The following is a 13,582-nucleotide window of genomic DNA, read 5'->3' as shown; positions in this document are numbered from 1 at the left end:
GAGCTTCCTTCCGCATGGACTTCTTCCGCCGCTTCACCGTCCTGATGTGCGCCCCGAACTTCGATCCGGACGACCTTGAGGGCGTGCGCGTCCAGCAGATCGTCAGTTCGGTCGAGGGCCTCGGCTTCGAGGTGGTGCGCGCCCGGCGGGTCGAGGACGCGGCGATTGCGGTGCAGACGGACTCGGCCATCGGCTGCATGGTGGTGGACTGGGGCAAGCGCGGCCTCGACGGCAAGGCCGCCGCGCTGATCAACCTGATGCGCAAGCGCGGGCTGGAGATGCCCATCGTCATCATGGTCCGGCGCAAGCGCCTCGAGGACATCCCGGTCGAGGTGCTCGACTTCATCGACGGCTACATCTTCCTCGCCGAGGAGACGCCGGACTACGTCGCGCGCGGCTTGGTGAGCCGGGTCAAGCAATATGCCGAGACCCTGAAGACGCCCTTCTTCGGGGCGCTCGTCGACTACGCCGAGGAGGGCAACCAGCTCTGGACCTGCCCGGGCCACAACGGCGGCATCTTCTACAACCGCTCGCCGATCGGGCGCATCTTCGTGGAGCATCTCGGCGAGGCCATTTTTCGCGATGACCTCGACAACTCGGTGCTCGATCTCGGCGACCTCCTCGTCCACGAGGGCCCGGCCCTCAAGGCGCAGAAGGAGGCCGCGGTCATCTTCGGGGCGGAGAAGACCTACTTCGTCCTCAACGGCACCTCGGCCTCGAACAAGATCGTGCTCTCGGCGCTGGTGGCGGAAGGCGACCTCGTCCTGTTCGACCGCAACAACCACAAGGCCGCCCACCACGGCGCGCTCTTTCTCGGCGGTGGCATCCCGATCTTCCTGGAGACCGACCGCAACGCCCACGGGCTCATCGGGCCGATCTACCACGAGGCCTTCGACGAGGCCGCGATCCGCGAGAAGATCCGGCGCAACCCGCTGGTGACCGACGCGGAGGCGTGGCGGCGCGAGCGGCCCTTCCGCGTCGCCGTCATCGAGCAATGCACCTACGACGGCACGATCTACAACGCGCAGGAGATCCTCGGGCGGATCGGGCACCTGTGCGACTACATCCTCTTCGACGAGGCCTGGGCGGGCTTCATGAAGTTCCACCCGCTCTTCGCCGGCCGCTTCGCGATGGGCTTGAAGGACCTCGACGAGACCTCGCCGGGCATCATCGCCACGCAATCGACCCACAAGCAGCTCGCGAGCTTCTCTCAGGCCTCGCAGATCCACACCAAGGACAGCCATATCCGCGGCCAGACCCGGCGAATCGAGCACCGGCGCTTCAACGAGACCTTCCTGGTCCACGCCTCGACCTCGCCGTTCTATCCGCTCTTCGCCTCGCTCGACGTCGGCGCGCAGATGATGAAGGGGCGCTCGGGCGTGGTGCTCTGGGACGACACGATCCGGCTCGGCATCGAGTGGCGCAAGAAGGTCCGCGCCATCCGCCGCGAGTTCGAGGAGAAGGAGGGCGATCCGCTCCGCCGCTGGTTCTTCGACCCCTTCGTGCCTGATACCGTGAAGGGGCCGGAGGGCAAGGTCCCCTGGGAGAGCCTGCCGACGGACGAACTCGCGAGCGACCCGAAATACTGGGAGCTCACGCCCGGCGCCGCCTGGCACGGCTTCCGTCACGTGGCGCCGAACTACGCCATGACGGACCCCAACAAGCTCACCGTCCTCACTCCCGGCTTCGACCGGCGCACGGGCGAGTACGCCGACCACGGCGTGCCCGCGCCCATCGTCGCGCAATACCTGCGCGAGAACCGGATCGTGCCGGAGAAGAACGATCTCAACTCGCTCCTCTTCCTGCTGACGCCGGGCGTGGAATCCTCGAAGGCCGGCACGCTGATCTCCGGTCTCGTCGCCTTCAAGCGGCTTCACGACGACAACGTGCCACTGGAGGAGGCCATCCCCGAATTCGTGCGGGCGCGGCCCCATCGCTACAAGGGCGTGCGCCTGCGCGACCTCTGCGCCGATTACCATTCCTTCCACCGCGAGCACGGCACCAGCGCGCTGCAGCGCAAGCAGTTCGAGCCGGGGCATCTCCCCGAGATGGTCATGACCCCGAAGGAGGCGGTGCAGCGGCTTACCCGCAACCGGGTCGATTACGTGCCGATCGCCGAGGCCGAGGGGCGGGTGGCGACGACCTTGCTTCTCGTCTACCCGCCGGGGATCGGGACGATCCTGCCGGGCGAGCGTCTCGACGAGAGGGCCAAGCCGATGCTCGACTATTTCAAGATGTTCGAGGCCGCGGCCAACGCCTTCCCCGGCTTCGAGGCCGAGATCCAGGGTGTCTACCGCGAGATCGATCCGGACGGGCGCATCCGCTTCCACACCTACGTGATGCGGGAGGGCTGATGGCGGAGAGTTCGGGTGCCTGCCCCGACCTCGTCATCCGTCCCTCGTCGGACGCCGACGTGCCGGCGATGGTGGCGATCTACGCCCATCACATCCGGCGGGGCGTCGACGACGTGGCCGCCGACGACGAGGGCGCGCTCCACCCCGACGACCTCAAGCGTCGCCGCAAGGCGATGCGCAAGAAGCGCCTGCCCCACCTCGTGGCCGACCGCGGCGGCGTGGTCGCCGGCTACGCCTACGCCGTGCCCTTCCGCAAGCGGCCTGCCTATCGCTACACCCTCAAGCACTCGATCTACGTCCACCACGAGCACCTGCATGCCGGCATCGGCCGGCGCCTGCTTCCGGCGCTCATCGAGGCCTGCGCCGCGGGCGGCTACCGCCAGATGATCGGCTACATCGACGCGAAGAACGAGGCGTCCTTGCGCCTCCACGAGGCCTGCGGCTTCACGCGCGTCGGCCTGCTGCCGGCGGTGGGCTACAAGTACGGCCGCTGGAGCGACAGCGTGATGGTGCAATGTGCGCTCGGGCCCGGCGATACGGAACCGCCGGCGACCTGGCGGTCGGTGGAGGCGGTGGTCGCCGCGCATGATTGGGCGGGGAAGTGAGCTCTCTCCTCCCCCTTGTGGGGAGGGAAGGGCGTCTCGTCCAACGGAGTCGATCTAAGCGGTTGGCATCGGCATCACGCGGCGTCCCGCCAGCCCCCGCCGTCCCAGAGCCGCACCGTCACCGTCGCCGCGCCGTTCTCCACGACGATCCGGTTATAGGCGTTGGGCTCGTTCCCGCGCAGGCGCGTCGAGGTGGCCGAGCCCGCCTGGACGGCGAGCATGCGCTGCTCGGTGGCGCGTGCGCTGCCCTGGTCGACCGTGCTCCGGTCCGCGCCCGGATCGGCGGCTTCCACGAAGCGCGAATAGTGCCGGTGGAGGTGGCCGGCCAGCGTCAGCCCGACGCCGCAGCGGCGGAAGGCGGCGAGCGCGAGGTCGGCGCGCCCGACGATGCGCGCCTCCTCGTCCCAGGGCGGCGGCATGAAGGGGTGGTGACCGACCACGATCTTGAAGAGGTGGTTCGGCAATGCCCGCAGGCGCAGCTCGGCCCGTGCGATCTGCCAGCGATGGATCTTGCCCTGCGACCAGTCGCGCTCCGGCGCCCAGCGCCGCACGGTATTGATGCAGACGATGCCGACCTCGTCGTCGGAGAAGACCGGCTCGGTGTCGGATGCGATGTAGCGCTTGTAGCGGTCGAAAGGGCGCAAGAAGCGCTGGACGAGGTGATAGGGTGAGATGTCGTGGTTGCCGGGCACCGCGATCCAGGGCGAGGCGAGACCGGCGAGGAAAGCCTGAGCCTCGGCGTACTCGACCTGTCGGGCACGCATGGTGAAGTCGCCCGACGCGATGATCAGGTCCGGCCTGTCGCGGTTCAACTCCTCCGTGAGCCCGGCGACGACGGCCGGGTCCGTGCGTCCGAAATGCAGGTCGGAGATATGGGCGATGCGTCTCATGGGCTCGCGGCTGTCGTCCGGGCGGGGCCGATCACCACGAGGGCGCCGGGGCGGATACGGTAGCGCAGGGGTGAGGCGATGAGGTGGACCTCGCCGTCGTTCATCACGCGCAGGGAACGACGCGGGGCGGCGATGGTCAGTTCCGTGAGGACGCGGCGCTCCACCTCGGGCAGGTGCCGCCAGGAGCCGAGGGCGAAGCCGAGACCAAGGCGCAGCACCCGCACGGCGGAGAGGGAGCGCAGGACGTAGAGGGTAAGCTCGCCCCCGTCCACGCGCGAGCGCGACAGCACGCGGCCGGGCGCCTCGTCGTAATCGTTGTTGACGATCGCCAGCGTCCGGACCCGCAGGCGCTCGGCGCGGCCGTTCACCAGCCCGGTGACGGTGAGGCGCGGGTAGCGGCCCATGTGGCGCAGGATGCCCAGGCCCATGCGCAGGTAGTCGAGGGCTCCCATCCGGCCGCGCCGGGCCTCCCGGTGCCGCGCCATCCGCGCCGGCAGGCCGAGCACGGAATTGATGAGGAAGACGCGGCCGTTCACCTCGCCGACATCGATTGCGCGGCGTTCCCCGTTCCGCAGGGCGGCGATCGCCGCGTCGAGGTCGAGCGGAAGCCCTAGATCCTTGGCCAGAAGGTTCATGGTTCCCAGTGGCAGGACGCCCAGGGGAAGGCCGCACCCGGCGAGCACCTGCGCCGCGCAGGCGATGGTGCCGTCGCCGCCGGCCACCACAACGGCCTCGATCCCGGGCAGGTCGGCGGCGGCACGCAGGCGCTCGGGTAGATCCAGACCCGCATCCGTCTCGGGCGCGAGGGCGATGCCCGCCGATTCCAGCAACCCGCGCAGGGTGTCGGCGGTCGTACCGGTCCCGGCGAAGGATCCGGCCGCGTCGTTGACGACGAGGGCGATGCGCATGTGACCTGCCGGCCGGGGATGGGCCGCCAGGATGCCAGAGCCGCCTGTCAGGCGTGTGTCGGCGGTGCTACTGCCGCGCGCGGTTCACCAGTGCCTGCAGCGCCTTCGCCACGGGCTCGGTCACGTTCTTGCGGTACTTGCGGTGAACGAGCTGGCCGTTGTGGTAGATGTCGTGCTCGACGTAGAGCCGTTCGCCGTCCCAGCGCACGACGTTGTCGGTCTCGGTGGTCTCCGTGACGCCGAGGTCCTCGCGCAGGGTCGCGCCTCCGGCTTGGGTCAACATGGCGGCTCCTCGTCCTCACCCCGGCAGCGGGTCCGGCGGGAGTGTAAAGACTGCAAAAGCGGGGCGCCAGACGGCCCGTGCTCCGGAATCGACCTGGCAGGGGGCGGGCATCAGCACCTTCAAGGATCATTTCTCGGCGGGCTCGGCGGGCTACGCGGCGCATCGGCCGACTTACCCGGAGGCCCTCGTCGCCTTCCTGGCCGAGATCGCGCCGGGCCGGGACCTCGCCCTCGACTGCGCCTGCGGCACGGGGCAGCTCTCAGTGCCGCTGGCGGGCCGTTTCGCGCGGGTCGTCGCGACGGATGCCAGCGCCGCGCAGATCGCCGAGGCCTCGGACCACCCTTCCGTCACCTATCGGACGGCGCCCGCCGAGGGTAGCGGCCTGCCCGATGCCTGCGCCGACCTCGTCACGGTCGCCCAGGCGGCGCATTGGCTCGACCTGCCGGCCTTCTACACGGAGGTGCGCCGCGTCGCGAAACCCCGCGGGATCGTCGCGCTGATCACCTACGGCGTCCTGCACGTCGAGGGCGAGGCCGAGGGCGTGGTGCAGGATTTCTACGGCAGGGTGCTCGGCCCCCACTGGCCGCCGGAGCGCCGCCACGTCGAGGAGGGCTATCGCGGACTGCCCTTTCCCTTCGCGGAGATCATGACGCCGCCGCTGGCGATCGAGGCGGCGCTGAGCCTGGACGAGCTCGTCGGCTATGTCGGCACTTGGTCCGCTCTGCGCGAGGCCCGGCGCGCCACCGGCTCCGATCCGCTTTCCGCCTTCCGCGAGGCGCTGGCCCGGGTCTGGGGCGAGCCGGCAACGCGCCGCGACATCCGCTGGCCGCTCTCCCTGCGCGTCGGCCGGGTCTGAGGGGCGCTCAGCGCACCGTGACCTGATCCTTGATCCGCTCGTAGGTGGCGCGGCTCAGCACGCGCTTGGAGAGGAGCTGATCGACCGAGGTGTAGGGCCGACGCTGGACGATGGCGCGGCCGATGGCACCGCCGCCCCGGAGGTTGTTCAGCTCGGCGAGCGTGGCGGTGTTGAGGTCGACGACCGGAAGCGCCTGGGCCCCGGGCATGACCGGAGCCGCGGCTGGGGGCTCGGCCGAGACGGTCGGCTCGGGCGCCGGCTCGGGGGCGGCCCGCTGCGGAGCGGGGCTCGGGAAAGCGGCCTGCGCCGGCGGTGCCGGCGAGGTCCGCGGCGCTTCGACCGGAGCGGGAGCAGGCTCGGGCGAAGGAGGCGGCCTCGGGGCCGGAGGGGACGCGGCCTCGACCCGGGGGGCCGGATCGGCGACGGGCGCGGGATGGCCCGGTGCAGGGACCCAGTAAGCCTGGACGAGGGCCGCCAGCGCGGCCGCAGCGATGAGAAGCACGCCAACCCGGAGGATCGCTGAACCGCTGAGCACCCACGCCGCTCCACGCCTGACAAGACGCTCAAGGTTAACATACGTCACAAAGGCGAGTCTCGGCGGCGCCGGACTGATGCGACATGGTTGCGCCGCCGGCAGGATCGACGGGCTGCGCCCGCATCGCCATGGTCATCCCGATGATCCTCGCGTCTCCCTTGCGGACCATGCGGCAGCGCCTCGTCGAGCGCCTCGGCGCGCTCCGGCACCTGCCCGCCCTGTTCCGCCTCGTCTACGCGGCGAGCCCGCGGCTGCTCGCGGCAAGCCTCGCCCTCCGCCTGGTGCGGGCGAGCCTGCCGGTGGCCGCCCTCTACGTCGCCAAGCTCATCCTCGATGCGATCGTGGCCGAACATGCCCGGCCACACCCGGCTGGGCTCGACCTCGCCGCCTGGCTCTCGGACCCGCAGCGGGCGCGGATCGTCGGCCTCGTCCTCCTCGAACTCGGCCTCGCCGTGCTCTCGGACGGGCTCGGGCGCCTCAGCAACCTCGTCGACGGGATCATCGCCGACCTCTACGCCAACGCGGCGACCCTGCGCCTGATGCGGCACGCGGCCGAGCTCGACCTCGAGCAGTTCGAGGACAGCGCCCAGCAGGACCGCCTGGAACGGGCGCGCCGGCAGGTCACCGGGCGCTCGAGCCTGCTCTCGGGCCTGTTCGGGCAGGGGCAGGATCTCGTCACGCTCGTCACCTTCGCGGTCGGGCTCATGGCCTACGCGCCTTGGCTCATCCTGCTGCTCGCCGCCGCGCTGGTCCCGGCCTTCCTCAACGAGCTGCACTTCAACCGGCAGGGCTATCGCCTGGCCTGGACGCGCACCCCGGAGCGGCGGCAGATCGACTACCTGCGCTACCTCGGCGCCAGCGTCGAGGCGGCCAAGGAGGTCAAGCTGTTCGGCCTGAACGGCTACATCGCCGAGCGCTACGGCGCGCTGGCGGAAAAGCTCGTGGCCGACAACCGGGCGCTGGCCATCCGGCGCGCCGCCTGGGGCGGCTTCTTCGCCGCGCTCGGCACGCTCGCCTATTACGCGGCCTACGCGACGATCGTCTGGCGCACCGTGGCGGGCCAGTTCTCCATCGGCGACCTCGCCTTCCTGGCTGGCTCCTTCCTGCGTCTGCGCGGATTGATGGAGGGCCTGCTGCTCGGCTTCTCGCAGATCGCCTCGCAGGCGCAGTATCTCGACGACCTGTTCTCCTTCTTCGCGGTGAAGCCCGCCATCCGCTCGCCGGCCCAGCCGCGGCCCTTCCCGGTGCCGGTCGCGGAGGGCATCGTCTTCGAGGATGTCGGCTTCCGCTACGCCGGCTCCGAGACCTGGGCGGTCCGGCATCTCAGCTTCCGGCTCGGCGCGGGCGAGGTCCTGGCGCTGGTGGGCGAGAACGGCGCGGGCAAGACCACGATCGTGAAGCTGCTCACCAGGCTCTACGACCCGACGGAAGGGCGCATCCTCCTCGATGGGCATCCGCTTCCCGCCTACGACCTCGACGCCCTGCGCGCCCGCATCGGCGTCATCTTCCAGGATTTCGTGCGCTTCGATTTCACCGCGGCCGAGAACGTCGCGGTCGGGCGGATCGAGGCGCGGGACGACGCGGAAAGGATCACGGCGGCCGCCGGGCGCAGCCTCGCCGACGGGGTGATCGGACGGCTGCCGCTCGGCTACGCGCAGCCGCTGGGCAAGCGCTTCGCCGACGGCGTCGACCTCTCGGGCGGCGAGTGGCAGAAGATCGCGCTCAGCCGCGCCTACATGCGCGAGGCCGAGATCCTCGTCCTCGACGAGCCGACCGCGGCGCTCGATGCGCGGGCCGAGTTCGAGGTCTTCCAGCGCTTCCGCGATCTCGCCCAGGGGCGCACGGCGCTGCTGATCTCGCACCGCTTCTCGACCGTCCGCATGGCCGACCGCATCCTCGTGCTGGAGGGCGGGCGGGTGATCGAATCCGGAACGCACGCCGCCCTCCAGGGGCAGGGTGGGCGCTACGCCGAGCTGTTCGAGCTGCAGGCGGCCGGGTACCGCTGAGGCGGCCCCGATTTGGTCACCTTGGCCGGCCAAAGCGCCGCTTCGATGACGAGAATTCGGGTATCCACGATGAAGAAACTCTGCCTTGGCCTTGTGCTGCTCGGCACCCTCGCGGCGCCGGCCCAGGCCGCGAGCAACACCACCGTGGGCGTCGGGGCCGGGGCCGTGACCGGCGCCCTCGTCGCTGGGCCGGTCGGCGCCGTGGTGGGCGCGGTCGTCGGCGGGGTCATGGGCGCGAATTCCGGCGCCGTCCGCTCCCGACGCGTGCGCCGCGTCCGCGCGGTCAGGTCCCGCCGCCAGGCCGCCATCGTGAGACCCGCCTCCGAAGCGCGGCCCGCCGGCCTGTCGCGCCTCGTCGCCGAGCCCGTCGCGACCGCTACGATCCCGCGGCCCGCCGCGTCGGGCGGCCGGGCCTGGCAGGACCCGCGCTGAGTCTCGACAACGATCAAGCCAGGACCGGCGCGCAGACCGAGCGCGCGTGGCCTGGCAGCGGCACCACAGCGACCTCGATCCCGTAGAGGAGCCGCAGGTTCTCGCGGGTCACCGTCGCGTCCGGAGACCCGAGCGCCACCAGTCGGCCGCCGTGCAGGAGCGCGACCCGGTCCGCGCAGAGGAAGGCGTGGTCGGGGTCGTGGGTGGAGAGGATGACGCCGATCCCGGCTTCCGAGAGCCGCCGCACCCGCTCCAGCACCCGGGCCTGGTTGCCGAAATCGAGGCTCGCGGTCGGCTCGTCCATCACCAGGAGGCGCGGCTCGCCCGCCAGCGCCCGGGCGATGAGCACGAGCTGACGCTCGCCGCCGCTGATCTCCGTGTAGATGCGCTCTCCGAGATGCCCGATCCCGAGCGTCGCGAGCGCAGAGTCCGCGATCTCACGGTCGCGGCGGCCGGGGCTGGCGAAGGGTTTGAGCCGGCTGGCGCGGCCCATCAGCACGATCTCGCGCACCGTGAAGGGGAAGAAGGCCGCATGCGCCTGGGGCACGTAGGCGATAGTCCGGGCGCGCTCGGCCCGCGACCAGCCCGCGAGGTCGGCGCCCGCGAAGGTGACGCGGCCGGCCTTGGCGGGAAGCAGGCCGAGCAGGGTCTTGAACAGGGTGGTCTTGCCCCCGCCGTTCGGCCCGAGCAGGCACAGGACCTCTCCGGGCTCCAGCGCCAAGCTGATCCCCGACCCGACGACACGGCTCCCGTAGCCGAAGGCGAGGTCCTCGACGGCGAGGCTCACGCGAAGCTCCGCTTGGCGGTCGCCAGCAGCCACAGGAAGAAGGGCGCGCCGATGAGCGCGGTGAGGATGCCGAGCGGCACCTCGACCGGCGCGATGGTGCGGGCGGCGAGGTCGACCGCGAGGAGGTAGCCGGCTCCGAGCACCAGCGAGGTCGGCAGCAGGCGCCCGAAATCCGGCCCAACGAGTATCCGGGCGACATGGGGGACGATGAGCCCGATCCAGCCGATCACCCCGGTGACCGAGACGGCCGCCGCGGTCACCAGCGTCGCCGAGGCGATGAAGAGCGGACGCAAGGCGCGAGTCTCGACTCCGAGGGCCCGGGCCTCCTCCTCGCCGAGGCTCATCAGGTTCATGCGCCAGCGCAGCAGGACGAGGGGCAGGAGCCCGAGGAGAATCGCGGGCAGGATCGCGGCCACGTCGCCCAGCGTCGAGGCGGCGAGGCTGCCGAGCAGCCAGTAGGTGATGGCGGGAAGCTGGTTGTAGGGGTCGGCCATTACCTTGAGGAGCGAGATCGCGGCACCCAGCACCGCTCCCACGGCGACGCCGGCGAGCACCAGCGTCAGGACCGGATCGTGTCGGCGCACCGCGAGACCCACGGCGTAGACCGCCCCGACGGCGGCGAGACCGCCCGCGAAGGCGAGGAGCTGGATCGCGATCACCGGCAGCGACAGGAAGATGCCGAGCACCGCGCCGAGGCTCGCACCCGCCGAGACCCCGAGGATGTCGGGAGAGACCAGGGGATTGCGGAACAGACCCTGATAGGTCGAGCCGGCCGCCGCCAGCGCTGCGCCGACGACGAGGGCCGCGACGACGCGGGGCAGGCGCACCTGCATGACGACCGTCTCGACCGTCGGATCGACGCCCGCCGCGAGGCCGAGCAGCTTGGCGGCGAGGACCGTGAAGACGTCGCCCACCGGCACGGCGTAGCGCCCGGTCGCGAGCGAGACGAGGGCGAGCAGGAGGAGGGCGAGGCCCGGCAGGACGGCCCGTGCCAAGCCCGCCGCCCGTCGACCCCGCGCGCCCGCGGCGGAGAGGGCAGGCCCGGCCGCGCTCATCGCGGAGGCGCCGTCGCGCCCTCGAGGAGCGCCGCGATCTGCGCCGGGTCGGGGTCGACGTGGTAGAAGCGCTTGTAGAAGTCGCGCAGAACCTCTGCGAGCGGCTGCGGGAACAGCTCGGGATAGAGCGTCGCGGCGAGCCAGCGCAGCCCGATCAGCCGGTTGATTCCGGGCGGGGCGTCGAACCAGCCGAAGGGCAGGCGCGGCGTCTGGTAGACGCGGCCCCCGCGCACGGCCCTCAGGCCGGTCCAGAGGGGATCGCTCGCGATCGTCGCCCGGAAGGTCGGGTCGAGGGTCAGGATCACGTCGGGGTCCCAGGCAAGCACCTGCTCGACCGAGACGTTGCTCAACCCCGCCCCGCCGGACGAAGCGGCGACGTTGCGCGCGCCCACGACCTCGATGAGCTCGGCATTGATCGAGCCGGCGAGCCCGGTCTCCAGGCCCCTGGGCCCGCGCGCGCAATAGACCCGCGGGCGCTTCTCGTCGGGCAGCGTCGCGACCTTGGCGGCCACCTCCGCCAGGGCCGAGTCGGCGTAGGCCGCGAGCTCGGCGGCCCGCGCCGACTCCCCCAGCAGCTCGCCCATCCGGCGGTAGGTCTCGGCACTGCGCGCGAAGCTGCCGTCGAGGAGCAGGTAGGGGATGCCGGTCTGGGCCTGCACCTTCTCGGCGAGCGAGGCGTAGGTCGGCGCGACGCTGCCGACGTCGACGATGAGATCGGGCTTCAAGGCGAGCACGCTCTCGACATTGGCGCTGTTGCCTCGGCCGGTGAGCCGGCCGGAGGCGGGCAGGTTCCAGGTCTCGGGGGCGAGAAACGGCTTCTCGCTGGCCCGCAGCGCGTTGATCCAGGAGACCATCTTGCCCGGCGCCAGGGTGTAGAGCAGCACCGAGGCCGGGGCGCCGGCGGCGAGCACGCGGGTGACCCGCTCCGGAACCTCGACGGTGCGACCGGCGGAATCGGTGAAGGGCCTGGCGCTCGCGGCGCTCGCGCAGACCAGGGCCGCGATGGCGGCGAGGGCGCGCAGGAGGGAGAGGGGGCGGGTCGTCATGCGGGGAGGGCGAGGGCTCCGTGCCGTATCGGCAGCGTGGAAGGTAGTGCGGACCGGAGCCGGTGCCTATCAACCTTCCTCACCCTTACCGAGGGGCTCTCCTCCCCCTTGTGGGGAGGAGTTGGAGGTGGGGGTGGCTGGGTGACCCTGTGTCCCGGCCAGCGGAACCACCCCCACCCCTACCCCTACCCCTCCCCACAAGGGGGAGGGGGTGGCGGCGCCCCGTCGCGAAATTGCCGCGCTTCTACCGGAACGCTAGAATAGCCAAGCTCGTTCTGATGGCGGGTGGGTTGGAAAGCGAGCGCTGGACCATGTCGAACGCGTACCGCCGCCTGTCCCGCGCGCTTGCGGCGCTGGTGCTGACCGCACAGCTCGCCGCCTGTTCCTCGCTGCCGCGCACGCCCTACACGGCCGAGCAGGCCGCCGCCGCGACGCTGCCCGGGCTCGATCCCGGCGTGCGGGCCTATGCGGATGCGGATGCCGGCACCTTCAGCGACATGGCCGGCCGGCCCGACCGGCGCAAGCAGCCCTTCGCCTATCTCGCCCTCTCGGGCGGCGGCGGCGACGGGGCCTACGGGGCGGGCATCCTCAACGGCTGGAGCGAATCCGGCACCCGGCCGGAATTCACCATGGTCTCCGGCGTCTCGACCGGTGCGCTGATCGCACCCTTCGCCTTCCTTGGCCCGGCCTACGACGCGACGCTCACCGAGATCTACACGAGCGGGATCGCCGGGACGCTGGTGCAATCGCCGAGCCTGACCAACGTGGTGTTCGGCTCCGGTCTGTTCGGGGACGGGCGCCTGCGCGACCTCGTCGGCCGCTTCGTCACGCCCGAGCTCCTCGCGGCGATCGCCGAGGCGCATGGCAAGGGCCGCCGGCTCCTCGTCGTGACGACGAACCTCGATTCCCAGCGCGCCGTGATCTGGAACATGGGCGCCATCGCCGCGAGCGGCGGGCCCAACGCCGTCGCCCTGTTCCGCGACGTGCTGACCGCCTCGGCCAGCATCCCGGCGGTGTTCCCGCCCCAGCTCATCGACGTCCAGGCGGGGCCTGCCGCCTTCCAGGAGATGCATGTCGACGGCTCGGTGGTGACGCCGGTATTCACCCTGCCGCAATCCTTCCTGGTGCGCGACGGCCGCCTGCGCACGGGTGGGAAAGCCGACATCTACGTCGTGATCAACGGGCGCCTGGAGCCGGAATTCGGGCTCGCCCAGAACAACACGCTCTCGATCGTTGAGCGTTCCTTCACCACCGCGAGCCGCGCCCGCAGCCAGGCGACGCTCGCCTCGACCTACGCCTTCACCCGCGCCAACGGGATCGGCTTTAACCTGACCTACATCGACGAGAGCGCGCCGAACACGAGGAATGCGCGGGGCTTCGACACCGGCTACATGCGCAACCTGTACCAGATCGGCTACGAGAAGGGCCGGACTCGCGGCTTCTGGGAGCGGAACGTGCCGACCGCGCCGCTGGTGAAGGCGATCGCCGCGGCGCGGTAAGCGGCTGTGGTCGTTGCCGACCGCAAGCGTCCGCCGTCTCGCCGTCCTTTGTCATTCCGGGGCGCCGCAGGCGAGCCCGGAACCCAGAACCTCGCCGAGTGCCAGGCATGGCTGTGCCGGCGGCTCTGGGTCCCTGTGTGTGGGGGATGTGTCAGGCTGGAAGCGGGCGGGAGACCGTTGGGTCCGTGGTGGCAACACCGTAGTCCGGCCAGGTCCCCGCCCGCCCCTGAAGACCCGCAACCTGAACAGTTGATCGAGGCCGCGCCAACGGACCTCGCAGCACAGGGAGAGGCCCCATGATCATAGCCCCTGGCTTCATCGGAATC

General features: G+C 71.2%; 13 protein-coding genes. 6 read left to right on the top strand and 7 right to left on the bottom strand.

The features are described from left to right. Positions 1 to 14: 14 nt before the first annotated feature. Together MFF55_RS03360 and MFF55_RS03355 are read left to right on the top strand one after the other, a co-directional pair. Positions 15 to 2,354 carry an Orn/Lys/Arg family decarboxylase gene (locus tag MFF55_RS03360; RefSeq protein WP_238242670.1) on the top strand — a complete coding sequence of 780 codons (2,340 nt, stop codon included), beginning with the start codon at positions 15 to 17 and terminating at the stop codon, positions 2,352 to 2,354. Next, on the top strand, positions 2,354 to 2,959 hold the full coding sequence (locus MFF55_RS03355) for a GNAT family N-acetyltransferase (protein ID WP_238242669.1): 606 nt from the start codon (positions 2,354 to 2,356) through the stop codon (positions 2,957 to 2,959). The genes MFF55_RS03360 and MFF55_RS03355 overlap by 1 nt, the downstream gene beginning before the upstream one ends. A 74-nt stretch (positions 2,960 to 3,033) precedes the next feature. Here the strand turns inward: MFF55_RS03355 and MFF55_RS03350 are convergent, their stop codons facing one another. The 3 genes from MFF55_RS03350 to MFF55_RS03340 all read right to left on the bottom strand — a co-directional run bounded on the left by MFF55_RS03350 (position 3,034) and on the right by MFF55_RS03340 (position 5,040). Further along, complete coding sequence (locus tag MFF55_RS03350; protein WP_238242668.1) at positions 3,034 to 3,849, bottom strand: metallophosphoesterase family protein; 816 nt, start codon at positions 3,847 to 3,849, stop codon at positions 3,034 to 3,036. After that, complete coding sequence (locus MFF55_RS03345; RefSeq protein WP_238242667.1) at positions 3,846 to 4,757, bottom strand: diacylglycerol/lipid kinase family protein; 912 nt, start codon at positions 4,755 to 4,757, stop codon at positions 3,846 to 3,848. Before MFF55_RS03345 ends, MFF55_RS03350 begins: the two co-directional genes overlap by 4 nt. A gap of 67 nt (positions 4,758 to 4,824) precedes the next feature. Then, positions 4,825 to 5,040: a hypothetical protein gene (locus MFF55_RS03340; protein ID WP_238242666.1), complete on the bottom strand. Its 216-nt coding sequence runs from the start codon at positions 5,038 to 5,040 to the stop codon at positions 4,825 to 4,827. Between MFF55_RS03340 and MFF55_RS03335 the strand changes: the two genes are divergently transcribed. After that, positions 5,039 to 5,896: a class I SAM-dependent methyltransferase gene (locus tag MFF55_RS03335; protein WP_238242665.1), complete on the top strand. Its 858-nt coding sequence runs from the start codon at positions 5,039 to 5,041 to the stop codon at positions 5,894 to 5,896. The two genes, MFF55_RS03340 and MFF55_RS03335, sit on opposite strands and share 2 nt — an antisense overlap. Positions 5,897 to 5,903: 7 nt before the next feature. Here the strand turns inward: MFF55_RS03335 and MFF55_RS03330 are convergent, their stop codons facing one another. Beyond that, positions 5,904 to 6,431, bottom strand: coding sequence for a ComEA family DNA-binding protein (locus MFF55_RS03330; protein ID WP_238242664.1), 528 nt, complete (start codon positions 6,429 to 6,431; stop codon positions 5,904 to 5,906). Between the two features lie 140 nt (positions 6,432 to 6,571). Between MFF55_RS03330 and MFF55_RS03325 the strand changes: the two genes are divergently transcribed. Both MFF55_RS03325 and MFF55_RS03320 read left to right on the top strand, forming a co-directional pair. Next, positions 6,572 to 8,437, top strand: coding sequence for an ABC transporter ATP-binding protein (locus tag MFF55_RS03325; RefSeq protein WP_238242753.1), 1,866 nt, complete (start codon positions 6,572 to 6,574; stop codon positions 8,435 to 8,437). Positions 8,438 to 8,506: 69 nt separating this feature from the next. Further along, positions 8,507 to 8,869 carry a YMGG-like glycine zipper-containing protein gene (locus MFF55_RS03320; RefSeq protein WP_238242663.1) on the top strand — a complete coding sequence of 121 codons (363 nt, stop codon included), beginning with the start codon at positions 8,507 to 8,509 and terminating at the stop codon, positions 8,867 to 8,869. A gap of 13 nt (positions 8,870 to 8,882) precedes the next feature. Here the strand turns inward: MFF55_RS03320 and MFF55_RS03315 are convergent, their stop codons facing one another. Genes MFF55_RS03315 through MFF55_RS03305 form a run of 3 tightly spaced genes read right to left on the bottom strand, consistent with a single transcriptional unit; the run spans position 8,883 to position 11,757 of the window. Further along, entirely contained in the window at positions 8,883 to 9,656 is a 774-nt protein-coding gene (locus MFF55_RS03315; RefSeq protein ID WP_238242662.1) for an ABC transporter ATP-binding protein, read from the bottom strand. Further along, positions 9,653 to 10,711, bottom strand: coding sequence for a FecCD family ABC transporter permease (locus MFF55_RS03310; protein WP_238242661.1), 1,059 nt, complete (start codon positions 10,709 to 10,711; stop codon positions 9,653 to 9,655). Before MFF55_RS03310 ends, MFF55_RS03315 begins: the two co-directional genes overlap by 4 nt. Further along, entirely contained in the window at positions 10,708 to 11,757 is a 1,050-nt protein-coding gene (locus MFF55_RS03305; RefSeq protein ID WP_238242660.1) for an iron ABC transporter substrate-binding protein, read from the bottom strand. The genes MFF55_RS03310 and MFF55_RS03305 overlap by 4 nt, the downstream gene beginning before the upstream one ends. Before the next feature lie 311 nt (positions 11,758 to 12,068). Here MFF55_RS03305 and MFF55_RS03300 point away from each other — a divergent pair, with 311 nt between their 5' ends. Further along, positions 12,069 to 13,256: a patatin-like phospholipase family protein gene (locus MFF55_RS03300; protein ID WP_238242659.1), complete on the top strand. Its 1,188-nt coding sequence runs from the start codon at positions 12,069 to 12,071 to the stop codon at positions 13,254 to 13,256. Positions 13,257 to 13,582 lie beyond the last annotated feature (326 nt).

Source organism: Methylobacterium iners, assembly GCF_022179305.1.
Classification (GTDB): domain Bacteria; phylum Pseudomonadota; class Alphaproteobacteria; order Rhizobiales; family Beijerinckiaceae; genus Methylobacterium; species Methylobacterium iners.
Note: the sequence above shows the minus strand (reverse complement) of the source record. Positions and strands in the feature narration are given on the sequence as shown.